We start from the raw sequence: 21,396 nt of genomic DNA on the forward strand, positions 1-21,396 counted from the left end.
ATGTCTTAGATGATTTTCTGGGCAACCAGGTACTGCACGATCTGGTTGCCGCCTTCACCCTCGTCGGTGACCTTCTCCCCGGCAGTCTTGGCCGGTTTGGGCGTCGACGCCAGCACGGTGGATCCGGCGTTGGCCAGCCCCACCTCGTCGCTCTCGACACCGATCTCGGCCAGGGTCAGCACGGTAACTTCCTTCTTCTTGGCGGCCATGATGCCTTTGAAGGACGGGAAGCGCGGCTCGTTGATCTTCTCGTTCACGCTGATCACCGCGGGCAGCGTGGCCTCGAGGGTGAATACGCCCTCATCGGTCTCACGCTCGCCGGTGATCTTGCCGCCCTCGATCGACACTTTGCGCAGGTGGGTGAGCTGCGGCAGGCCCAGGTACTCGGCGATGATGGCCGGCACCGCACCGCCCACCCCGTCGGTCGATTCGTTGCCTGCGATCACCAGCTCGGTGCCCTCGATGGTGCCCAACGCGCGCGCCAAAGCCCACCCGGTTTGGATGACGTCCGAGCCGTGCATGCCGTCGTCCTTTAGGTGGACGGCCTTGTCGGCACCCATCGACAGCGCCTTGCGGATCGCCTCGGTGGCGCGCTCGGGGCCCGCCGTCAGCACGGTTACCGACCCTTCGATGCCGTCGGCGGCCTCTTTCTCCCGAATCTGTAGCGCTTCCTCCACGGCGCGCTCGTTGATCTCGTCCAGCACCGCGTCGGCGGCCTCGCGGTCCAGCGTGAAATCGCCGTCGGTCAGCTTGCGCTCCGACCAGGTATCTGGGACCTGCTTGATCAGGACCACGATGTTCGTCATGACTGTGGTTCGTCCTCCTCGAAGGCGGCCCGCAGCGCTCGACTGCGGAACCTCGGTCACACGTTTTGCAACCGCACAGCGATATTACTATTCGGTAAGTTCGCGTGGTGCGCCCTCACACCATAGCGGGTGGTAGAGCAGGTTCCCACGCCTGTGCCTCGCCCACGACCGGCGGATACTCCCGGTGCCCGGTTCGCGAATCCGATGCCACGGGTTAGCCTGCCTTAACAATGTGCGCATTCGTTCCCCACGTTCCCCGCCATAGCCGAGGCGACAACCCGCCGTCGGCCTCCACGGCTAGCCCTGCGGTGTTGACGCTGACCGGCGAGCGCACCATCCCCGATCTGGACATCGAGAACTACTGGTTTCGCCGCCACCAGGTCGTCTACCAGCGGCTGGCACCCCGCTGCACGGCCCGCGACGTGCTGGAAGCCGGCTGCGGCGAGGGATATGGCGCCGACCTGATCGCCTGCGTCGCTCGCCAGGTCATCGCGGTGGACTACGACGAGACTGCGGTGGCCCATGTCCGGAGCCGCTATCCCCGAGTGGAGGTGATGCAAGCAAACCTGGCCGAGCTGCCATTGCCCGACGCGTCGGTAGACGTCGTGGTCAACTTCCAGGTCATCGAGCATCTGTGGGATCAAGCCCGATTCGTTCGCGAGTGCGCCCGGGTACTGCGGGGCTCGGGACTGTTGATGGTGTCCACCCCCAACCGGATCACCTTTTCCCCCGGCCGCGATACCCCGATCAACCCATTCCACACCCGCGAGCTCAATGCCGACGAGCTCACTTCGCTGTTGATCGACGCGGGATTCGTCGATGTGGCCATGTGCGGGTTGTTTCATGGCCCACGCCTGCGCGACATGGACGCCCGCCACGGCGGCTCCATCATCGACGCACAGATCATGCGGGCGGTGGCCGGCGCACCGTGGCCACCCGAGCTAGCCGCAGACGTCGCGGCGGTCACCACCGCCGACTTCGAGATGGTGGCAGCGGGTCACGACCGTGACATCGATGACAGCCTGGATCTGATCGCGATCGCGGTGCGGCCTTGAACACGTCCGCAAGCCCGGTGCCCGGCCTGTTCACGCTTGTTCTGCACACTCACCTGCCCTGGCTGGCCCACCACGGGCGCTGGCCGGTCGGCGAGGAATGGCTCTATCAGTCGTGGGCGGCGGCCTACCTGCCGCTGCTGCAGGTGCTGGCCGCGCTGGCCGACGAGAACCGGCACCGGTTGATCACCCTCGGGATGACGCCGGTGGTCAACGCCCAGCTCGACGACCCATACTGCCTCAACGGTGTGCATCACTGGCTAGCCAACTGGCAGCTGCGCGCCGAAGAGGCCGCCAGCGTGCGGTATGCCCGTCAGTCGAAGTCGGCTGACTATCCGTCATGCACACCGGAGGCGTTGCGGGCCTTTGGGATTCGCGAATGTGCCGATGCAGCTCGCGCGCTCGACAACTTCGCCACGCGGTGGCGGCACGGCGGCAGCCCACTGCTGCGCGGCCTGATCGACGCCGGCACGGTGGAGCTGCTCGGTGGCCCACTTGCCCACCCGTTCCAGCCGCTGCTGGCACCGCGGCTGCGCGAGTTCGCGCTGCGCGAAGGCCTCGCCGATGCTCAGCTGCGGCTGGCGCACCGCCCGAAAGGGATCTGGGCACCCGAATGCGCATACGCCCCGGGGATGGAGGTCGACTACGCCACCGCGGGGGTCAGTCACTTCATGGTCGACGGCCCGTCGCTGCACGGCGACACCGCGCTGGGCCGGCCGGTGGGGAAAACCGATGTGGTCGCCTTCGGTCGCGACTTGCAGGTCAGCTACCGGGTGTGGTCACCGAAATCCGGCTACCCCGGGCACGCCGCCTACCGCGACTTCCACACCTACGACCACCTGACCGGACTCAAACCGGCCAGGGTCACCGGGCGTAACGTGCCGTCGGAGCAAAAGGCACCCTACGATCCCGAGCGCGCTGACCGCGCCGTCGACGTCCATGTTGCCGATTTCGTCGACGTGGTGCGCAATCGGCTGCTCTCCGAGTCCGAGCGCATCGGCCGGCCCGCCCACGTGATCGCCGCCTTCGACACCGAGTTGTTCGGCCACTGGTGGTACGAGGGCCCAACCTGGCTGCAACGGGTATTGCGGGCTTTACCCGCCGCCGGTGTCCGGGTGGGCACCCTGAGCGATGCGATCGCCGACGGATTCGTCGGCGACCCGGTCGAATTGCCACCCAGCTCTTGGGGTTCCGGCAAGGACTGGCAGGTGTGGAGCGGTGCCAAGGTGGCCGATCTGGTCCAGCTCAACAGCGAAGTGGTCGATACCGCGTTGACCACCATCGACAAGGCGCTGGCCCAGACAGCGTCCCTGGACGGACCGCTGCCTCGCGATCACGTTGCTGATCAGATCCTGCGCGAGACCCTGCTCACCGTGTCCAGCGACTGGCCGTTCATGGTGAGCAAGGACTCCGCCGCCGACTACGCCCGCTATCGTGCTCACCTGCACGCACACGCCACCCGGGAGATCGCCGGCGCGCTGGCCGCGGGCCGACGCGACACCGCACGGCGGCTCGCCGAAGGGTGGAACCGCGCCGACGGTCTGTTCGGCGCCCTGGACGCTCGGAGGCTGCCCAAGTGAACGCCTCGCACAGGCGGAACCGGCCGCGCGCATGAGGATCCTCATGGTGTCGTGGGAGTACCCGCCGGTGGTGATCGGCGGACTCGGCCGCCACGTGCATCATCTGTCGACCGCGCTAGCCGCAGCCGGTCACGATGTCGTCGTGTTGTCCCGGTGTCCGTCGGGCACCGATCCCAGCACACACCCATCCTCCGATGAGGTGACCGAAGGGGTCCGGGTGATTGCGGCCGCGCAGGACCCGCACGAGTTCACGTTTGGCAACGACATGATGGCCTGGACCCTGGCGATGGGCCACGCCATGATCCGCGCCGGGCTGCGCTTGAAGAAACTTGGCACCGACCGCTCGTGGCGTCCTGACGTCGTGCACGCACACGACTGGCTGGTGGCCCATCCGGCCATCGCCCTTGCCCAGTTCTATGACGTGCCAATGGTTTCCACGATTCATGCAACGGAGGCCGGTCGACATTCCGGCTGGGTCTCCGGAGCTCTCAGCCGTCAGGTGCACGCGGTCGAGTCGTGGCTGGTGCGTGAATCCGATTCGCTGATCACATGCTCGGCGTCGATGAACGACGAGATCACCGAGCTGTTCGGGCCCGGGCTGGCCGAGATCACCGTGATCCGTAACGGCATTGACGCGGCGCGCTGGCCGTTCGCGGCCCGCCGCCCGCGCACCGGGCCAGCCGAATTGCTCTATGTGGGGCGGCTGGAGTACGAGAAGGGCGTGCACGACGCCATCGCCGCGCTGCCGCGGCTCAGGCGCACTCACCCAGGCACCACACTGACCATCGCCGGCGAAGGCACCCAGCAGGATTGGTTGATCGATCAGGCCCGCAAACACCGGGTGCTCAGAGCAACCAGGTTCGTCGGACACCTCGACCACACCGAGCTGCTGGCGTTGCTGCACCGAGCCGACGCCGCGGTGCTGCCCAGCCACTACGAACCGTTTGGGCTGGTGGCACTGGAGGCCGCCGCGGCCGGCACCCCGCTGGTGACGTCCAACATCGGCGGTCTGGGTGAAGCGGTCATCAATGGACAGACCGGGGTGTCGTGTGCACCCCGCGACGTAGCGGGGCTGGCCGCCGCGGTGCGTAGCGTGCTCGACGATCCGGCCGCCGCGCAGCGGCGCGCACGAGCCGCCCGGCAACGGCTCACCTCCGACTTCGACTGGCAGACGGTGGCCACCGCGACCGCGCAGGTGTACCTGGCGGCGAAGCGCGGTGAACGGCAGCCGCAGCCCCGGTTGCCCATCGTCGAGCACGCTCTTCCCGATCGGTAGCCGTGGCAGGGACGTGATGATCGGAGCACCGCAGTGAAACCGCAGGACCAGGGGCTCCACTTCCCCTATCGCTACGACCTTCGACTGGCGCCTATGTGGCTACCGTTTCGATGGCCGGGCAGCCAAGGCGTGACCGTGACCGAGGATGGCCGCTTCGTCGCACGCTACGGGCCGTTTCGCGTCGAGGCGCCACTGTCTAGCGTCCGCGATGCGCACATCACCGGCCCATACCGATGGTGGACAGCGGTGGGCCCCCGACTGTCGATGGTCGACGACGGACTCACGTTCGGAACCAACGCAGCTGCCGGTGTCTGCATCCACTTCGAGCCGCGGATCCACCGCGTGATTGGACTGCGGGACCATTCGGCGCTGACAGTGACCGTTGCGGACCCCGAAGGGCTGGTCGCCGCGCTCAGCAGCTAGTTCGCCGAGCGCCCCGTGCTGGGCACAACCCGACTCGGCCTGGAGGCGCCTGCATCCAAGCCGCACCGGCGCACAATTATCTGCCGGAGGTCAACCCCCTTTATCGATTCGGTATCGAAGACGCCGTTTGACATGCCATGATCGGCGAATTCGCAGTTTCAGATGCCAGGGAGGCGACATGGCTCACTCGATCGTTCGCACGCTGCTGGCCTCAGGTGCCGCCACGGCCCTGATCGCCATTCCCACAGCCTGCTCGTTTTCGATCGGAACGTCGCACTCGCACTCGGTGAGCAAGGCCGAGGTCGCCCGGCAGATCACCGCCAAGATGACAGACGCCGCCGGCAACAAGCCCGAATCGGTGACGTGCCCAAGCGATCTCCCGGCAGAGGTCGGGGCCGAGCTGAATTGCGAAATGAAGATCAAGGACCGCACGTTCAACGTCAACGTCACCGTGACCAGTGTCGACGGTAGCGACGTCAAGTTCGACATGGTGGAGACCGTCGACAAGAACCAGGTTGCCAACATCATCAGCGACAAACTGTTCCAGCGGGTGGGCGCCAGGCCCGATTCGGTGACCTGCCCCGACAATCTAAAGGGCGTCGAGGGAGCCAAACTGCGGTGTCGACTGACCGACGGCAGCAAAACGTATGGCATCTCGGTGATTGTCACCAGCGTTGACGCCGGCGATGTCAACTTCGATTTCAAGGTCGATGACCACCCCGAGTAGGCTCACCGTGGAATCGGCTGCCCGGCAGCCAATTTCGCGTACCCGATGTGGATGGTCGCCGGAGCACCATCGGCTTTAGGGTGCTCGGGGCTAGCGGGCCGCCTTCTTGCGTTCGATGTCGGCCAAGGCAGCGGCTAGCTCAGCGCGCTGCGCGGCCGATGCCTCCCAGGACAGCTGGCGGTTCTTGACCACCTTGGCCGGCGCCCCGACCGCGATCGAATAGTCGGGAATTGCGCCGCGGACCACCGCGTGCGAGCCGAGCACGCAGCCCCGTCCGATGGTGGTGCCGCGCAGCACGCTCACCTTCACGCCGATCCAGGTGTCGGGCCCGATCCGCACCGGACTCTTGATGATGCCCTGGTCTTTGATCGGCAGCGTGATGTCGTCCATCCGGTGGTCGAAATCGCAGATATAGCACCAGTCGGCCATTAGCACCGAGTCCCCGATCTCGATGTCGAGATAGGTGTTGATGACGTTGTCCCGGCCCAGCACCACCTTGTCGCCGAACCGCAGCGAGCCCTCGTGGGCACGGATCGTGTTCTTGTCCCCGATGTGCACCCAGCGGCCGATCTCCAGTTGCGCTAGTTCCGGTGTCGCGTGGATCTCCACACCCTTGCCGAGAAACACCATGCCGCGGGTGATGATGTGCGGGTTGGCCAGCTTGAACCTCAACAGCCGCCAGTAGCGCACCAGGTACCACGGAGTGTAGGCGCGGTTGGCAAGCACCCATTTCAGCGATGCCAGCGTGAGGAACTTGGCCTGACGTGGGTCGCGCAGCCGCGATCCTCGCCACCTGCGGTGAAGCGGAGCACCCCACATGGTTGTCATTGGCGCAGAGCTTAGCTTAGCTGTCGGACCTGTTTGGGCGTATCGGCGCATCTGAGAATGCGCATCGGCGCGCGAGGTGACGCCGGTGGCCGCCCCCGCGGGGGCGGTGATCGGCACCCGGCCCCACACCACACCCGATGACGAGCCCAAACTGAGGACGTTCACGACACTTACACCACGTACACGACACGCCCACGGACAACCGGGAACCGCCACCGGCCAAGGACGCGAGGAACCGAATCTCGCCCGCCTTGCCAGAATGTACGTGGTGACCCGAGCCGGGCAACCATTACACAGTTGGCCAGCACTGACCAACTTCATTTGTAGCGGTTACCCTCACCTGTACTCATTCGGCCGGGCCCGCCGATGAGCGACCCACGTAGCGGAAGGATCTGGGAACCTGCGAAAGGATAAGGCGCTTGCGCGACGCCTTCCGGCGGCCGTTGCGGCCGCCGTAATCGCGGTCGAGCTGGGCGGTTGCGGAAGTGCCGACTCGTGGGTAGAAGCGGCCCCCGCACAAGGCTGGCCCGCACAATACGGCGACGCCGCCAACAGCAGCTACACCACGACGAATGGCGCCACCAATCTCACGCTGCGGTGGACGCGTTCGGTCAAAGGAAGCTTGGCTGCCGGACCAGCCCTGAGCGCACGCGGGTACCTCGCGTTAAACGGGCAGACCCCGGCCGGGTGTTCGCTGATGGAGTGGCAGAACGACAACAACGGCCGGCAGCGCTGGTGTGTGCGGCTGGTCCAGGGCGGCGGCTTCGCCGGCCCGTTGTTCGACGGCTTCGACAACCTCTACGTCGGCCAGCCGGGAGCGATAATCTCCTTTCCGCCGACCCAGTGGACGCGCTGGCGCCAGCCCGTGATCGGGATGCCGTCCACCCCGCGGTTTCTGGGGCATGGCCGCCTGCTCGTGAGTACACACCTGGGGCAGCTGCTGGTATTCGATACCCGCCGCGGCATGGTGGTCGGCAGTCCGGTGGACCTGGTGGACGGCATCGATCCCACCGATGCGACACGCGGACTGGCCGACTGCGCGCCAGCCCGGCCGGGCTGCCCGGTCGCGGCCGCCCCTGCGTTCTCGTCGGTCAACGGCACGGTGGTGGTCAGCGTCTGGCAGCCGGGCGAACCGGCCGCGAAGCTGGTCGGGCTGAAATACCACGCTGAGCAACTCGTCCGCGAGTGGACCAGTGACGCTGTCAGCGCGGGCGTGCTGGCCAGCCCAGTGCTCTCCGCCGACGGATCGACGGTCTACGTCAATGGGCGCGACCACCGGCTATGGGCACTCAACGCCGCCGACGGGAAAGCGAAGTGGTCAGCTCCCCTGGGCTTTCTGGCGCAGACGCCGCCCGCACTGACCCCACATGGACTGATCGTGTCCGGCGGGGGCCCCGACACCGCGCTGGCGGCGTTCCGGGATGCCGGTGATCACGCCGAGGGGGCCTGGCGACGCGACGACGTTACTGCGCTGTCGACCGCGAGTCTGGCCGGCACCGGCGTCGGCTATACGGTCATCAGCGGTCCAAACCACGATGGCACGCCCGGTTTGTCGTTGCTGGTCTTCGATCCGGCCAACGGCCACACGGTCAACAGCTATCCGCTACCCGGAGCGACCGGATATCCCGTCGGTGTATCGGTCGGCAACGACCGCCGCGTGGTGACCGCCACCAGCGACGGCCAGGTCTACAGCTTCGCACCTTAGATTGCCAGCGGCGGAATGGCGCTGCGCGGCACCTGGGCTTGGCAAGCGCCGACAAACGACGGCAGCAGCTCACCCTGGGCGAAGTAGAAAATCAGACTGTCGTCGGTGATAGCAAAGTTCTGGTAGTGAGCCGGGTCGAGGCCGGTCGAAGGCAATATCGCGGCACCGAAACCGGTCTGACGTGCCAGCTCGCGCTGAACGATGGGGTAGATGCTGTCCAGTGGCGTGGTGCCGGGCACGAACAACGTGTCGAAGGTGATGGGCTGCGAGGTCGCGAGGTTGTAGTTGAAGGCCTTGTACCAGGTGGACGGATGTGCCCCACCGAGGTCCTGGAAGAATTTGAGCACTACGCTGCGGGTGGCCTGCGGCGGCTGGCCGGAGCTGTGCTGTTCGCTGGTGGCGTCCATTTGGTAGGGCTGGTCTCGCAGCGGGGACCCCTGCGCGACGTTGACGAACCCGTCGCGGTTTTGCGTGATGTAGTCGGTCAGCGCCTGCTGGTCGGGATAGTCGACAGGAAATGTCATATCCAGCATGTACTTAGGGCCCGAGGCGTGCACATGGCAGATCTGGCCGGCCTGCACAGTGCCGCCCAGGCCGGCGCATGACGGCGGCGCACCAGCCGCCGGCCAGCCCACCAGGACCACAGCAACGAGCACTGCGGTCGCTATCAGATAACGCATCGTCTAATCGTCCTCGCAGACCAAAGGCGTTGGCGCAGCTTAGGGGTGACCGCCGCCAGCCTACCCGTGCCGCTACCGGGACGGCCGACACACATAGGCGGTCACATGGCTCAAGGACCCGGCACCAATGCGGGTGATGACCACCGCCAGCGGTCTGCTGCCCCGCAGCCGGAGCCGTCGCCGCAGAGCGTCGGGATCGATCGCAACGCCGCGCACCAGGATTTCGGCTGCCCCGCAATCCAGCGCTGACAGCACCTGACGCAGCCGACGCTCGTCGAAGGCCAGCTGCTCGAGCACCTCGAACCCGCGCAACGCAGGCGGCAGCCGGTCACCGGACAGGTAAGCGATTTGGGGATCGAGCTGCCACAGCCCATGCCGGGCGCCGTAGTTGCGTACCAGGCCGGCACGGACGACGGCGCCGTCGGGGTCGACGATCCATTTCCCGGCGGGCCGCACACCGCAGTCGTCGGGCTCGTCGTCACCGATTTGTTCACCGGAATCGAGGATGCTGGCTCGACGGCGGATACCCGATCCGGCCAACCCGGCCGACCAAAGACATGCTTCTCGAACCCCACCGCGGTATGAGATCACCTCGATCTCGCCCTCGAAACCGAGCCGGCCCACCTCCTCGAAATCTATTCCGGGAGCGCACTTGACGACCACATCACGGCCGCGGTAGCGGTCCAGTAGGGGGCCCAGGCCGGGCTGGTAGTCGGCGAGGTGGAAGCGTCGCCGCCCGTTGCTGCGACGCGCCGGGTCGATGACGACGACCGCGTCGCGGGTCACCGGATGCAGCACATCGGCGCGGCACAGGTCAGCTTCCATTCCCAGGGCGGCCAGGTTGTGGCGCGCCATGGCCAGCCGCACCGGGTCGATATCGCTGCCGACCGCCCGGACAGCTAGCTCGCGCAGCGCGGCCAGCTCGGTGCCGATGGAGCAGGTCGCGTCGTGCACTACCCGACCGGCCAGTCGCCTGGCCCGGTGCCGGGCCACGGGTGCTGCGGTAGCCTGCTGCAGCGCCTCATCGGTGAATAGCCATTGCGACACCCCAACGTTCGGACACAGCTCGCCCAGTTTGCCGGCGGCGCGGCGGCGCAGCAGCGTGGTCTCCACCAGCCACGGCGCCCGATCGCCAAACCGGGCGCGCACCGCGGCGGTGTCGGCAATGCGAGTGGCAGCGGTCAGCTCGAGCTCTGCGACCGCGGCCAGCGCAACCGCACCCGATTCTGACCGCAGATAGCTGACGTCGGCGGTGGTGAACGTGAGACCAGTGAAGCCGCTGGTCAGGACGGCTTAACCCCGGTAATCATCACGTTGTAGAACCAGCCCTTCGGCACCACATGCCGCCAGACGTTGGCGTCCACCCAGCCCAGAGTCTTCCAGCTGGTGAAGGCGAAGCGCGCCCAACCCCAGCCCAGCCGCCCTGGCGGCACCGTGCACTCAAACGTGCGCAACGGCCAACCCAGCATCGCCGCGGTGAACTCCTCGGTGGCGGTTTGGACCTCGACTGCACCCGCGTTGTGCGCGATCCGCTGCAGGTCCTGGGGCGTGAATGTGTGCAGGTCGACCAGGGCCTCCAGCGCCGCGGCGCGCGAGGACTCATCGAGCTCGCCTTGTGGTCGGCGCCAGCCTCTCAGGCCGGGCAGCTTGGTAGCGTTGGTGACGACACGCCAGGTCAGCGTGGACAGTGTGCGAGCGTAGCCGTCGCCGACGGTGGTCGGCTCGCCGGCGAACACGAAGCGCCCGCCCGGCTTGAGTACCCGAACCACCTCCCGCAACGACAGCTCGACGTCGGGAATGTGGTGCAGCACCGCATGCCCGACCACGAGGTCGAAAGCGTCGTCGTCGTACGGGATGCCCTCGGCGTCGGCGACCCGGCCGTCGATGTCTAGCCCCAGCGCTTGCCCATTGCGGGTGGCGACCTTGACCATGCCGGGTGAGAGGTCGGTGACCGATCCACGCCGGGCAACGCCAGCCTGGATCAAGTTGAGCAGGAAGAATCCGGTTCCACAGCCCAGTTCCAGTGCGCGGTCGTAGGGCAGCTGCGCGATGACCTCATCAGGCACGATCGCGTCGAACCGGCCGCGGGCGTAGTCGACGCAACGCTGGTCATAAGAGATCGACCACTTCTCGTCGTAGTTCTCGGCTTCCCAGTCGTGGTAGAGCACCTGGGCGAGCTTGCTGTCGTGCCGAGCTGCGGCCACCTGCTCGGCCGTGGCATGTGGATTGGGAGTGGCGTCGGCGGGGATGTTTGAACTCCTCGTCATATAGGCGAGCCTAACGGCCGCCCCGGTCACCCTTGCTGCCACCACCTTGACCAGCGGCGAACACCTCGACATAGCGCCGACGCTCAGCGGCGATCCGCTCGGCCGGCGCCAGCTCGTAGACGTCGCTGATCCCGGCTTTGGCCGCGGCCAGCGCGTGCGGCGGGCCGTCAAGAAAGCGCCTCGCCCAGGCCGCCGCGGCGTCGTAAACGTCGTCGGGGGCCACCATGTCGTCGATCAGGCCCAGCGCCAAGGCCTCCTCGGCGTCGAAGAAGCGCCCGCTGAACACCAGCTCCTTGGCTCTGCTCGGACCGGCCGCACGGGTCAGCCGGGCCATTCCGTCGCCGCTGGGGATCAGGCCGGCCAGGATCTCGGTCGCGCCGAATTTCACGTTGTCACCGCTGACTCGCCAATCGGCGGCTAGGGCCAGCGTAAGGCCGGCACCCAACGCGTATCCGGTGATGGCGGCCACGGTCGGCTTGGGGATCGCCGCAACGGCGTCGACGGCCTGCTGCCGAATCCGGGCGGCGGTGTCGGCCTCCTGCGCGCTCAATGTCCGCAGTTCGGGCATGTCGTCGCCGGCGGAGAAGATTTCGTGGCCGCCATACAGGATCACTGCGGCCACGTCGTCGCGTCGCCCCAGCTCGTTGGCCGCGGCGACCACTTCCCGGTAGACCTGGCGGGTCATCGCGTTGGTAGGCGGTCGCGATAGGAGCAACATGGCCAGGCCGGCATCCTGGGAGCCGTCACTGACCACGACGTTGACGAACTCGGGCACCGTTGGCGTCACAGCGGCCACCCGGTCGATCCGCCCGATCTCCGGGCCTGGTTATAGCGGTCGGAATCGAAGAACTCGATCTCCCAGTTGTCGCCGTTGCGGGCCAGCTGTGGCTGCACCGGGACGATTTGGCGTTCGACGGCCAGCACGTCGGCAACGGTATGACCGGCCAGCGAGTCCAGTTGCGTCCAGGTCGGCGGCAGCAAGAAGTTGCGGCCGGCGGCGAAGTCGGCGATAGCGTCGGCTGGCAACACCCAACCAGCCCGGTCGGATTCGGTGTTCTCGCCGTCGGCGCGCTGACCTTCAGGTAGGGCACCCACAAAGAAGTAGGTGTCGTAGCGCCGGGTCAGTTCGGCCTCCGGGGTGACCCAGTTGGCCCAGGGCCGTAGCAGGTCGGATCGCAGCACCAGCTTTTCCCGCTGCAGGAAGTCCGCGAAGGACAGCGTCCGGTCGGCCAGTGCGCGACGCGCGTCGCCGTACACCGAGGCATCCGAGACGATGCTGTTCGGTGCCGAATGGTCCTGATCGACCGGCCCGGCGAATAGCACCCCCGACTCCTCGAACGTCTCGCGGGCCGCCGCGCAGACCAAGGCTTCGGCGAGATCAGGCTCGATGCCGAACCGCTGCGCCCACCACTGCGGCGGCGGACCGGCCCATGCCCCCAGCCGGCCCAAGTCGGCGTCGCGGTCGCGGTCGTCGACTCCCCCGCCGGGAAACACCATTACCCCGGCGGCGAAATCCATCGCAGCGTGCCGCCGCATCAAGAAGACGGCCAGACCGGACGCTGATCCGGCGTCCGGGTCGCGGACCAACATCACGGTCGCCGCCGGCCTCGGTGTAGGCGGGGGTACCAGTGGCTCGCGAGGTGAATTCATGACTGTCTCCGATGGGCTGCTCGGCTGCGACGCCGTCGGGCGAAATATCGCCCGTCGGCCACCTCCAGCGTGATCTCCTGGCCAAACGCGGTGGACAGGTTCTCGGCGGTCAGCGCGTCGGGAAGCAAGCCCGCGGCAACCACCCGGGCCTCCGACAGCAGCAGGCAATGGCTGAAGCCGGGCGGAATCTCCTCGACGTGGTGGGTGACCAGAACCAGCGCGGGCGCGTCAGGGTCGGCTGCCAGGTCGGCCAGCCGGGCGACCAATTCCTCTCGGCCACCTAAGTCCAGGCCGGCGGCGGGTTCGTCGAGCAGCAGCAGCTCTGGATCTGTCATCAAAGCCCGCGCAATCAGCACTCGCTTGCGCTCGCCCTCCGACAGTGTTCCGTATGTGCGGTTGGCCAAATGCTCAGCGCCCAGGCTCTCCAGCATGTCGATCGCGCGGTGGTAGTCGACGGCCTCGTAGCGCTCGCGCCACCGGCCCAACACTGCATAGCCGGCGGAGACGACAAGATCGCGGACGCGTTCGTCGCCGGGCACCCGCTCCGCCAGCGCCGAGGAACTGAGCCCGACCCGAGCACGCAGTTCCGAGACGTCAACCCGGCCTAGCCGCTCACCGAGCACAAAGGCCACCCCCGACGACGGATGCTCAGCCGCGGCGGCAATGCGCAGCAATGACGTCTTGCCGGCCCCGTTGGGGCCGACGATCACCCAGCGTTCGTCGAGTTCGACCGCCCAATCCAGCGGGCCGACCAGCGTGCGCCCATTACGGCGCAGGGACACGTTTCGGAAGTCGATCAGCAGGTCGGGGTCAGCCGCATCAGGGCCGCCGTTGTCGAGCACCCGACTATCGTGCCGCATGCTCCGCGAGCAACCTAGTCGGCCGGGATTTCGACGCGACGCACCCCACAGTCGCCGGCGTCGGCGGCCTCGATCTCACCGCGAGTCACGCCCAACAAGAACAACACCGTGTCCAGGTACGGATGGCTCAACGACGCATCGGCGACCTCACGCAACGCCGGCTTGGCGTTGAATGCTATTCCCAGCCCGGCCGCGCCCAGCATGTCGATATCGTTGGCGCCGTCGCCGACCGCGACGGTCTGCTCCATCGGCACCCCATACTGGCTCGCGAAGTCCCGAAGCGCCTTGGCCTTGCCGGGCCGGTCAACAATCGGCCCCACGACCCGGCCGGTAAGAATGCCATCGACGATTTCCAGCTCGTTGGACGCAACGAAATCCAACATCAACTCGCGTGCGAGCGGCTCGATGATCCGCCGAAAGCCGCCGGAAACCACACCGCAGCGAAAACCCAGACGCCGCAAGGTCCGGATCGTGGTCCGAGCACCGGGCATCAGTTCGAGCTGCTCGGCGACGTCGTCTATCACCGTCGCGGGCAGCCCCGCCAAGGTGGCAACACGACGCTGCAGCGACTCGGCGAAGTCCAGCTCACCACGCATCGCGGCCTCGGTGATCGCGGCGACCTGTCCCTGGGCACCCGCACGGGCTGCCAGCATCTCGATGACCTCGCCTTGGACCAGAGTGGAGTCGACGTCGAAGACGATCAGGCGTTTGGTGCGCCAAGCCAAGCCGTAGTCCTCGACGGCCACATCGACATGCTCTTCGGCGGCCACCTTGGTCAGGGCGATCTGCAGCGGACCCACGCATCCAGGCGGCACCGAGACCCGCAACTCCAGGCCGGTGACCGGGTAGTCGGAAATGCCGCGGATGAAGTCGATGTTGACGCCGAGTGCGGCCACTCCCCTGGCCACCGCGCTGAACGCTCCGGCGGTAATCGGGCGTCCCAGCACGAAAATGGTGTGGGTGGACGGTTGCCGAATGATTGGCAGATCGTCGCTGCGCTCGATGGCGACGTCTAGACCCACCCCGTGGATGGCGGCCGCGACGTCGTCGCGCAGCGCGGTACCGTCGGCAACGTCCAGCGGGCACGACACCAGCACACCCAGCGTGAGCCGGCCCCGGATCACCACTTGTTCGACGTTGAGCAGCTCGACTCCGTGCTGCGCGAGCACCTCGAAGAGCGCGGATGTCACGCCTGGCTGATCCATGCCGGTGACCGTGATCAGCACCGACACCTTGGCTGGCATGCTCACCTTCAGATGGGGCCCAACCGGTACGGCCCCATCAGCTCGAAGTCACCATGGCGGGCTCGTCATGATGACGCCCGACGTGGGCCTCGGCGCGAAGGCGTTCCACCATATGCGGGTAGTGCAGTTCGAACGCGGGACGCTCGGAGCGGATGCGAGGCAGCTCGGTGAAGTTGTGCCGCGGCGGCGGACAACTTGTCGCCCACTCCAGCGAATTCCCGTACCCCCACGGGTCGTCGACGGTGACCACCTCGCCGTAGCGCCAGCTCTTGAAGACGTTCCACACGAACGGGAACATCGACGCACCCAGGATGAAGGCCCCGATCGTCGAGACGACGTTGAGACCCTGGAAGCCGTCGGTGGGTAGGTAGTCGGCGTAGCGACGCGGCATACCCTCGTCGCCCAACCAGTGCTGCACCAGGAACGTGGTGTGAAAACCGATGAACGTCAACCAGAAGTGCAGTTTGCCCAACCGCTCGTCGAGCAGCCGGCCGGTCATCTTGGGGAACCAGAAATAGATGCCGGCGAAGGTGGCGAACACGATCGTGCCGAACAGCACGTAGTGAAAGTGTGCAACCACGAAATAGCTATCGGTGACGTGGAAGTCCAGCGGCGGGCTGGCCAGCAGCACACCGGTGAGTCCGCCCAGCAAGAAGGTGACCATGAAGCCCACCGAAAACAACATCGGGGTTTCAAAGGTCAATTGCCCCTTCCACATGGTGCCGATCCAGTTGAAAAACTTGATCCCGGTCGGCACCGCGATCAGATACGTCATGAAAGAGAAGAAGGGAAGCAGGACGGCTCCGGTCGCGAACATGTGGTGCGCCCATACCGCGACCGACAACGCGGCGATCGACAGCGTCGCATAAACCAGCGTGGTGTAACCGAAGATCGGCTTGCGGGAAAACACCGGGAAGATCTCCGAGACGATCCCGAAAAACGGCAGCGCGATGATGTAGACCTCGGGGTGGCCGAAGAACCAAAACAGGTGCTGCCACAGCAGGACTCCGCCATTGGCGGCGTCATAGATGTGAGCTCCCAGATGCCGGTCGGCGGCCAGCCCGAACAATGCCGCCGTGAGCAGCGGGAACGCAATCAATATCAGGATGGACGTCACCATGATGTTCCAGGTGAAGATCGGCATCCGGAACATCGTCATCCCGGGTGCGCGCATGCACACCACGGTGGTGATCATGTTGACCGCGCCCAGGATCGTGCCCAGACCCGCAACGATCAAACCCATGATCCACAGGTCGCCCCCGGCGCCGGGCGAGTGAATGGCGTCGGTCAGCGGCGTGTAGGCGGTCCACCCGAAGTCCGCGGCCCCGCCCGGAGTGATGAAGCCGGCTGCCCCGATGGTGGCGCCAAATACGAACAGCCAGAACGAAAAGGCGTTCAGCCGGGGGAAGGCCACGTCGGGTGCGCCGATCTGCAGCGGCAGCACCAGGTTGGCGAAACCAAACACAATCGGCGTGGCATAGAACAGCAGCATGATCGTGCCGTGCATGGTGAACAACTGGTTGAACTGCTCATTCGACAAGAACTGCAGACCGGGTGCGGCCAGCTCGGTCCGCATCAACAACGCCAGCAGGCCACCGATGAAGAAAAAGCTTATGCACGCGACGCAGTACATGATGCCGATCATCTTGTGATCGGTGGTGGTGATCAGCTTGTAGACCAGGCTCCCCTTGGGACCGGTGCGGGCCGGGTAAGGACGAATGGCTTCGAGTTCTCCCAGCGGGGGCGCTTCGGCTGTCAACGCACTCCTCCAAACATCCAGCCCGGACCGGGCCAAAACCCAGTATTGAGAGGCATCTTAGCCCTCGATCAGGCTGGCGGCAGGCCTGGTCCTACAAACCGTCGTAAATGCCAGACTCCGCCGGCGGGCCGTTGCAGACCAACGCTTTCCGCCCGCGCGAATCGGGGTCGACGGCTGGCCGAGTGCTACCGTCGAACGCGTGCTGTCCGGCGGGATGCGATCCACTGTTGCTGTCGCCGTAGCGGCAGCCGTGATCGCAGCGTCCAGTGGTTGCGGCTCCGATCAACCGGCCCATAAGGCGTCACAATCGATGATCACGCCCACCACCCAGATCGCCGGCGCCGGGGTGCTGGGAAACGACAGAAAGCCGGATGAGTCGTGCGCGCGTGCGGCGGCCGCGGCCGATCCGGGGCCACCGACCCGACCAGCGCACAATGCGGCGGGAGTCAGCCCGGAGATGGTGCAGGTGCCGGCGGAGGCGCAGCGCATCGTGGTGCTCTCCGGTGACCAGCTCGACGCGCTGTGCGCGCTGGGCCTGCAATCGCGGATCGTCGCCGCCGCGTTGCCGAACAGCTCCTCAAGTCAACCTTCCTATCTGGGCACGACCGTGCATGATCTGCCCGGTGTCGGTACTCGCAGCGCCCCCGACCTGCGCGCCATTGCGGCGGCTCACCCGGATCTGATCCTGGGTTCGCAGGGTTTGACGCCGCAGTTGTATCCGCAGCTGGCGGCGATCGCCCCGACGGTGTTTACCGCGGCACCGGGCGCGGACTGGGAAAATAACCTGCGTGGTGTCGGTGCCGCCACGGCCCGTATCGCCGCGGTGGACGCGCTGATCACCGGGTTCGCCGAACACGCCACCCAGGTCGGGACCAAGCATGACGCGACCCACTTCCAAGCGTCGATCGTGCAGCTGACCGCCAACACCATGCGGGTATACGGCGCCAACAACTTCCCGGCCAGCGTGCTGAGCGCGGTCGGCGTCGACCGACCGCCGTCTCAACGGTTCACCGACAAGGCCTACATCGAGATCGGCACCACGGCCGCCGACCTGGCGAAATCACCGGACTTCTCGGCGGCCGACGCCGATATCGTCTACCTGTCGTGCGCGTCGGAAGCAGCCGCGGAACGCGCGGCCGTCATCCTGGATAGCGACCCATGGCGCAAGCTGTCCGCCAACCGTGACAACCGGGTCTTCGTCGTCAACGACCAGGTATGGCAGACCGGCGAGGGTATGGTCGCTGCCCGCGGCATTGTCGATGATCTGCGCTGGGTCGACGCGCCGATCAACTAGTGAGGCGCAGCGCTAGGCTTTGGGATACCCACAGCTAAAAAGTTAATCAAAGAAACGAAGAGGGTTGCCATGAGCACTGTTGCCGCCTACGCCGCCATGTCGGCGACCGAACCCCTGACCAAGACCACGATCACCCGTCGCGACCCGGGCCCGCACGACGTGGCGATCGACATCAAGTTCGCCGGAATCTGTCACTCGGACATCCATACCGTCAAAGCCGAGTGGGGCCAACCGAATTACCCTGTGGTCCCTGGCCACGAGATCGCCGGCGTGGTGACCGCCGTGGGCTCGGAGGTGACCAAGTACCGGCAGGGCGACCGCGTTGGGGTTGGCTGTTTCGTGGACTCGTGCCGCGAGTGCAACAGTTGCACGCGCGGCATCGAACAGTACTGCAAGCCGGGCGCAAACTTCACCTACAACTCGATCGGCAAAGACGGCCAGCCAACCCAGGGCGGCTACAGCGAAGCGATCGTCGTCGACGAAAACTACGTGTTGCGCATACCCGACGTGCTGCCCCTGGATGTGGCGGCGCCGCTGTTGTGCGCGGGCATCACGCTGTACTCGCCACTGCGCCACTGGAATGCCGGGGCGAACACGCGGGTGGCGATCATCGGCCTAGGCGGACTGGGTCACATGGGCGTCAAGCTGGGCGCCGCGATGGGCGCCGACGTGACGGTGCTGTCCCAATCGCTGAAGAAAATGGAGGACGGTCTGCGCTTGGGGGCCAAGAGCTACTACGCGACCGCCGACCCGGACACCTTCCGCAAGCTGCGCGGCGGCTTCGACCTGATCCTGAACACCGTCTCGGCTAACTTGGACCTCGGCCAGTACCTGAACCTGCTGGACGTCGACGGCACACTCGTGGAACTGGGTATCCCCGAGCACCCCATGGCCGTGCCGGCGTTCGCGCTAGCGCTCATGCGACGCAGCCTGGCCGGGTCCAACATCGGCGGGATCGCCGAGACCCAGGAGATGCTCAATTTCTGTGCCGAGCACGGCGTGACACCCGAAATCGAGCTGATTGAACCGGACTACATCAACGACGCCTACGAGCGCGTGCTGGCCAGCGACGTGCGCTACCGCTTCGTCATCGACATCTCAGCCCTGTGAGGCCGGTGCGCGATCACTTCCGGATTCGGACTCGCCGACGTCGACGCCGGCCAGCGGCCATCCGGCGGCGGCCAGGATGCCTGCCACCCGTTGGATGTTTTCCGGTCCGGCGTCGTGATGGGTCACCTCGGAGATGAACTCGGCGATCTCGTCGCGGTCGATCACACGGTCCGCCACGGCGGGCGACCCGTTCTCGGTGAAGTGGCGCACCACCTCCCCGATCTGCTCCTCGGTCAGCGGGGTGCTGCGCAATAGCGACAGCAGCGCCACCCGGTCCGGCCCGGGGACGCCCTCGGGGTAGCCAACCTGAAGCCAGCGCAGCACCGAACGGAAGAAATGCGGGTGCGAGAACGTTTTCGTCACCCCACCAGTCTCAAGGTTTCGACATCACTCGCGCCAGTGTGGTGCGGCGCGATTCAGACAATTCACGAGGCGTTCACCACGATCGCGAGCCCATGGACCCATGAGCCCGTGACATTCTGCAGCGTCGTCTAGCGGGACGGCAACGACGAACTGGGTTTTCACCCCGCTCGATTTTTCACCCCGCTCGATTAGGTGGCGTTTGGCAAGCTGGCTCGCGCGCTGCGGGGCAAGGCCATCTGGCGTTGCGCTGTCACGCGCTGGAGTGCCCTCGTGAGAAATGACCGGCCCCGGGCAGCGGACGTCGACGGTGTCAGGCCGGCCAGTCGCCGCGGGTCAAAGAGCTTGGCGTGACGCTCCACCGGTAGCTATCGGATTCCAGAAGCTTGGGCAGCCAATTGTCCCAGGTGCCAGTCGCGCCGCCAGCGGTATGCACCGCGGTACGCGCGGCAACAAACGCCTTGTGACGAGCGCGTCCGAGCGGTCATCGGCCTCCACCGTCATGCACAGCTCCTTCTCCAGGTCTACGCCGACGTCGCGGTCCACATTGGTGAGCTTGGCGAATGCCTCGGCAACCTCGTCGAAATGCGCCTCCGCGTCCGCATCGAACGGTCCGCCCATGTCAAAGATCAACTCGACGTAGTAGCTAGTTACCGCATCAGGTCAGTGTTTGCTGGCCTCGGAGTCCGGCCGAACAATGGCCCATTTTCCCGCGACTCTAGAAGTCCCAGTCATCGTCCTCGGTGACGACCGCCTTGCCGATCACATAGCTCGACCCGGATCCGGAGAAGAAGTCATGGTTCTCGTCGGCGTTGGGTGACAGCGCCGACAGGATGGCCGGGTTCACGTCGGTCTCATCGCGGGGGAACAGCGCCTCATAGCCGAGGTTCATCAGCGCCTTGTTGGCGTTGTAGCGCAAGAACTTCTTGACGTCCTCGGTTAGCCCGACCTCGTCGTAGAGGTCCTGGGTGTATTCCACCTCGTTGTCGTAGAGCTCGAACAGTAGCTCGTAGGTGTAGTCCTTGAGCTCGGCGCGCGTGACGTCGTCAACCAACGCCAGACCACGCTGGAACTTATAGCCGATGTAGTAACCGTGCACGGCCTCGTCGCGGATGATCAGCCGGATCATGTCGGCGGTGTTGGTCAACTTGGCCCGACTCGACCAGTACATCGGCAGGTAGAACCCAGAGTAGAACAGGAAGCTCTCCAGCAGGGTGGAGGCCACCTTGCGCTTGAGCGGCTCGTCGCCGCGGTAGTACTGCAGCACGATCTCGGCCTTGCGCTGCAGATTGCGATTTTCCTCCGACCAGCGGAAGGCGTCGTCGATCTCGGCGGTGGAACACAGCGTGGAGAAGATCTGGCTGTAGCTCTTGGCGTGCACCGACTCCATAAACGCGATGTTGGTCAACACCGCCTCCTCATGCGGAGTCAGCGCGTCGGGAATCAGGCTGACCGCACCAACGGTGCCCTGGATGGTGTCCAGCATGGTCAGGCCGGTGAAGACCCGCATGGTTAGTTGCTTCTCGCCGGCGGTCAGGGTGCCCCACGACGGGATGTCATTGGACACCGGCACCTTCTCGGGCAGCCAGAAGTTTCCGGTCAGCCGATCCCAGACCTCGGCGTCCTTCTCATCTTGCAGTCGGTTCCAGTTGATCGCTGAGACTCGATCAATTAGCTTTGCGTTTCCAGTCACCAGAACCCCACTTCACCAGGACAACAAGCTGCCTTGCTAGGCCTCAAACACTACCCCTGGGGTCCGACAAGGTACTGCAACA

The 21,396-nt window shown here is 65.9% G+C and carries 21 protein-coding genes; 8 read left to right on the top strand and 13 right to left on the bottom strand.

Annotated elements, in window-relative coordinates; translation table 11 throughout:
- Positions 1–5: 5 nt before the first annotated feature.
- The gene (gene fixA / locus Rv3029c) at positions 6–806 is read right to left on the bottom strand and encodes an electron transfer flavoprotein subunit beta (protein NP_217545.1); all 801 of its coding nucleotides are present in this window, start codon (positions 804–806) and stop codon (positions 6–8) included.
- A gap of 230 nt (positions 807–1,036) precedes the next feature.
- Here fixA and Rv3030 point away from each other — a divergent pair, with 230 nt between their 5' ends.
- The 5 genes from Rv3030 to Rv3033 all read left to right on the top strand — a co-directional run bounded on the left by Rv3030 (position 1,037) and on the right by Rv3033 (position 5,864).
- A complete protein-coding gene (locus Rv3030) occupies positions 1,037–1,861 on the top strand; it encodes an S-adenosylmethionine-dependent methyltransferase (RefSeq protein ID NP_217546.1) in 825 nt (274 codons plus the stop codon).
- Positions 1,858–3,438, top strand: a complete 1,581-nt coding sequence (locus Rv3031) for a 1,4-alpha-glucan-branching protein (protein NP_217547.1) — start codon at positions 1,858–1,860, stop codon at positions 3,436–3,438. The genes Rv3030 and Rv3031 overlap by 4 nt, the downstream gene beginning before the upstream one ends.
- A 31-nt stretch (positions 3,439–3,469) precedes the next feature.
- Positions 3,470–4,714 (top strand): glycogen synthase, encoded by a 1,245-nt coding sequence (locus Rv3032; protein ID NP_217548.1) that lies wholly within the window; start codon positions 3,470–3,472, stop codon positions 4,712–4,714.
- A 33-nt stretch (positions 4,715–4,747) separates the two neighbouring features.
- A complete protein-coding gene (locus Rv3032A) occupies positions 4,748–5,137 on the top strand; it encodes a hypothetical protein (protein YP_004837058.1) in 390 nt (129 codons plus the stop codon).
- Positions 5,138–5,315: 178 nt separating this feature from the next.
- Complete coding sequence (locus tag Rv3033) at positions 5,316–5,864, top strand: hypothetical protein (RefSeq protein NP_217549.1); 549 nt, start codon at positions 5,316–5,318, stop codon at positions 5,862–5,864.
- Positions 5,865–5,954: 90 nt separating this feature from the next.
- Here Rv3033 and Rv3034c read toward each other — a convergent pair whose 3' ends face one another.
- Positions 5,955–6,857 carry an acetyltransferase gene (locus Rv3034c; protein NP_217550.1) on the bottom strand — a complete coding sequence of 301 codons (903 nt, stop codon included), beginning with the start codon at positions 6,855–6,857 and terminating at the stop codon, positions 5,955–5,957.
- 457 nt (positions 6,858–7,314) lie between these two features.
- Here Rv3034c and Rv3035 point away from each other — a divergent pair, with 457 nt between their 5' ends.
- Positions 7,315–8,397: a hypothetical protein gene (locus Rv3035; protein ID NP_217551.1), complete on the top strand. Its 1,083-nt coding sequence runs from the start codon at positions 7,315–7,317 to the stop codon at positions 8,395–8,397.
- Here Rv3035 and TB22.2 read toward each other — a convergent pair.
- The 8 genes from TB22.2 to ctaD form a co-directional block, all read right to left on the bottom strand.
- A complete protein-coding gene (gene TB22.2 / locus Rv3036c; RefSeq protein ID NP_217552.1) occupies positions 8,394–9,077 on the bottom strand; it encodes a hypothetical protein in 684 nt (227 codons plus the stop codon). The two genes, Rv3035 and TB22.2, sit on opposite strands and share 4 nt — an antisense overlap.
- Before the next feature lie 72 nt (positions 9,078–9,149).
- Entirely contained in the window at positions 9,150–10,226 is a 1,077-nt protein-coding gene (locus Rv3037c; protein NP_217553.1) for an S-adenosylmethionine-dependent methyltransferase, read from the bottom strand.
- Between the two features lie 134 nt (positions 10,227–10,360).
- Positions 10,361–11,344 (bottom strand): hypothetical protein, encoded by a 984-nt coding sequence (locus Rv3038c; RefSeq protein ID NP_217554.1) that lies wholly within the window; start codon positions 11,342–11,344, stop codon positions 10,361–10,363.
- A gap of 10 nt (positions 11,345–11,354) precedes the next feature.
- The gene (gene echA17, locus Rv3039c; protein NP_217555.1) at positions 11,355–12,119 is read right to left on the bottom strand and encodes an enoyl-CoA hydratase EchA17; all 765 of its coding nucleotides are present in this window, start codon (positions 12,117–12,119) and stop codon (positions 11,355–11,357) included.
- An 8-nt stretch (positions 12,120–12,127) separates the two neighbouring features.
- A complete protein-coding gene (locus tag Rv3040c; RefSeq protein ID NP_217556.1) occupies positions 12,128–12,994 on the bottom strand; it encodes a hypothetical protein in 867 nt (288 codons plus the stop codon).
- Complete coding sequence (locus Rv3041c) at positions 12,991–13,854, bottom strand: ABC transporter ATP-binding protein (protein NP_217557.1); 864 nt, start codon at positions 13,852–13,854, stop codon at positions 12,991–12,993. The genes Rv3040c and Rv3041c overlap by 4 nt, the downstream gene beginning before the upstream one ends.
- 14 nt (positions 13,855–13,868) lie before the next feature.
- Positions 13,869–15,098 carry a phosphoserine phosphatase SerB gene (gene serB2, locus Rv3042c; protein ID NP_217558.1) on the bottom strand — a complete coding sequence of 410 codons (1,230 nt, stop codon included), beginning with the start codon at positions 15,096–15,098 and terminating at the stop codon, positions 13,869–13,871.
- Positions 15,099–15,135: 37 nt separating this feature from the next.
- Positions 15,136–16,857, bottom strand: a complete 1,722-nt coding sequence (gene ctaD, locus Rv3043c) for a cytochrome C oxidase cytochrome 1 (RefSeq protein ID NP_217559.1) — start codon at positions 16,855–16,857, stop codon at positions 15,136–15,138.
- Between the two features lie 214 nt (positions 16,858–17,071).
- Between ctaD and fecB the strand changes: the two genes are divergently transcribed.
- Both fecB and adhC read left to right on the top strand, forming a co-directional pair.
- Positions 17,072–18,151 (top strand): FeIII-dicitrate-binding periplasmic lipoprotein, encoded by a 1,080-nt coding sequence (fecB, locus tag Rv3044; protein ID NP_217560.1) that lies wholly within the window; start codon positions 17,072–17,074, stop codon positions 18,149–18,151.
- Positions 18,152–18,220: 69 nt separating this feature from the next.
- On the top strand, positions 18,221–19,261 hold the full coding sequence (gene adhC / locus Rv3045; protein NP_217561.1) for an NADP-dependent alcohol dehydrogenase: 1,041 nt from the start codon (positions 18,221–18,223) through the stop codon (positions 19,259–19,261).
- Here adhC and Rv3046c read toward each other — a convergent pair.
- The 3 genes from Rv3046c to nrdF2 form a co-directional block, all read right to left on the bottom strand.
- The gene (locus Rv3046c; RefSeq protein ID NP_217562.1) at positions 19,250–19,624 is read right to left on the bottom strand and encodes a hypothetical protein; all 375 of its coding nucleotides are present in this window, start codon (positions 19,622–19,624) and stop codon (positions 19,250–19,252) included. The two genes, adhC and Rv3046c, sit on opposite strands and share 12 nt — an antisense overlap.
- Positions 19,625–19,957: 333 nt before the next feature.
- Complete coding sequence (locus Rv3047c) at positions 19,958–20,242, bottom strand: hypothetical protein (RefSeq protein NP_217563.1); 285 nt, start codon at positions 20,240–20,242, stop codon at positions 19,958–19,960.
- Positions 20,243–20,339: 97 nt separating this feature from the next.
- Complete coding sequence (gene nrdF2, locus Rv3048c) at positions 20,340–21,314, bottom strand: ribonucleoside-diphosphate reductase subunit beta NrdF2 (protein ID YP_177921.1); 975 nt, start codon at positions 21,312–21,314, stop codon at positions 20,340–20,342.
- Positions 21,315–21,396 lie beyond the last annotated feature (82 nt).

This window comes from Mycobacterium tuberculosis H37Rv (assembly GCF_000195955.2).
Classification (GTDB): domain Bacteria; phylum Actinomycetota; class Actinomycetes; order Mycobacteriales; family Mycobacteriaceae; genus Mycobacterium; species Mycobacterium tuberculosis.

What these genes read in the sequence shown, in the direction of transcription:
- fixA (NP_217545.1), bottom strand. Translation starts at nt 806, where the DNA reads ATGACGAACATCGTGGTCCTGATCAAGCAGGTCCCAGATACCTGGTCG.
- Rv3030 (NP_217546.1), top strand. Translation starts at nt 1,037, where the DNA reads ATGTGCGCATTCGTTCCCCACGTTCCCCGCCATAGCCGAGGCGACAAC.
- Rv3032 (NP_217548.1), top strand. Translation starts at nt 3,470, where the DNA reads ATGAGGATCCTCATGGTGTCGTGGGAGTACCCGCCGGTGGTGATCGGC.
- Rv3033 (NP_217549.1), top strand. Translation starts at nt 5,316, where the DNA reads ATGGCTCACTCGATCGTTCGCACGCTGCTGGCCTCAGGTGCCGCCACG.
- TB22.2 (NP_217552.1), bottom strand. Translation starts at nt 9,077, where the DNA reads ATGCGTTATCTGATAGCGACCGCAGTGCTCGTTGCTGTGGTCCTGGTG.
- Rv3038c (NP_217554.1), bottom strand. Translation starts at nt 11,344, where the DNA reads ATGACGAGGAGTTCAAACATCCCCGCCGACGCCACTCCCAATCCACAT.
- Rv3040c (NP_217556.1), bottom strand. Translation starts at nt 12,994, where the DNA reads ATGAATTCACCTCGCGAGCCACTGGTACCCCCGCCTACACCGAGGCCG.
- Rv3041c (NP_217557.1), bottom strand. Translation starts at nt 13,854, where the DNA reads ATGCGGCACGATAGTCGGGTGCTCGACAACGGCGGCCCTGATGCGGCT.
- serB2 (NP_217558.1), bottom strand. Translation starts at nt 15,098, where the DNA reads ATGCCAGCCAAGGTGTCGGTGCTGATCACGGTCACCGGCATGGATCAG.
- fecB (NP_217560.1), top strand. Translation starts at nt 17,072, where the DNA reads ATGCGATCCACTGTTGCTGTCGCCGTAGCGGCAGCCGTGATCGCAGCG.
- adhC (NP_217561.1), top strand. Translation starts at nt 18,221, where the DNA reads ATGAGCACTGTTGCCGCCTACGCCGCCATGTCGGCGACCGAACCCCTG.
- Rv3047c (NP_217563.1), bottom strand. Translation starts at nt 20,242, where the DNA reads ATGGGCGGACCGTTCGATGCGGACGCGGAGGCGCATTTCGACGAGGTT.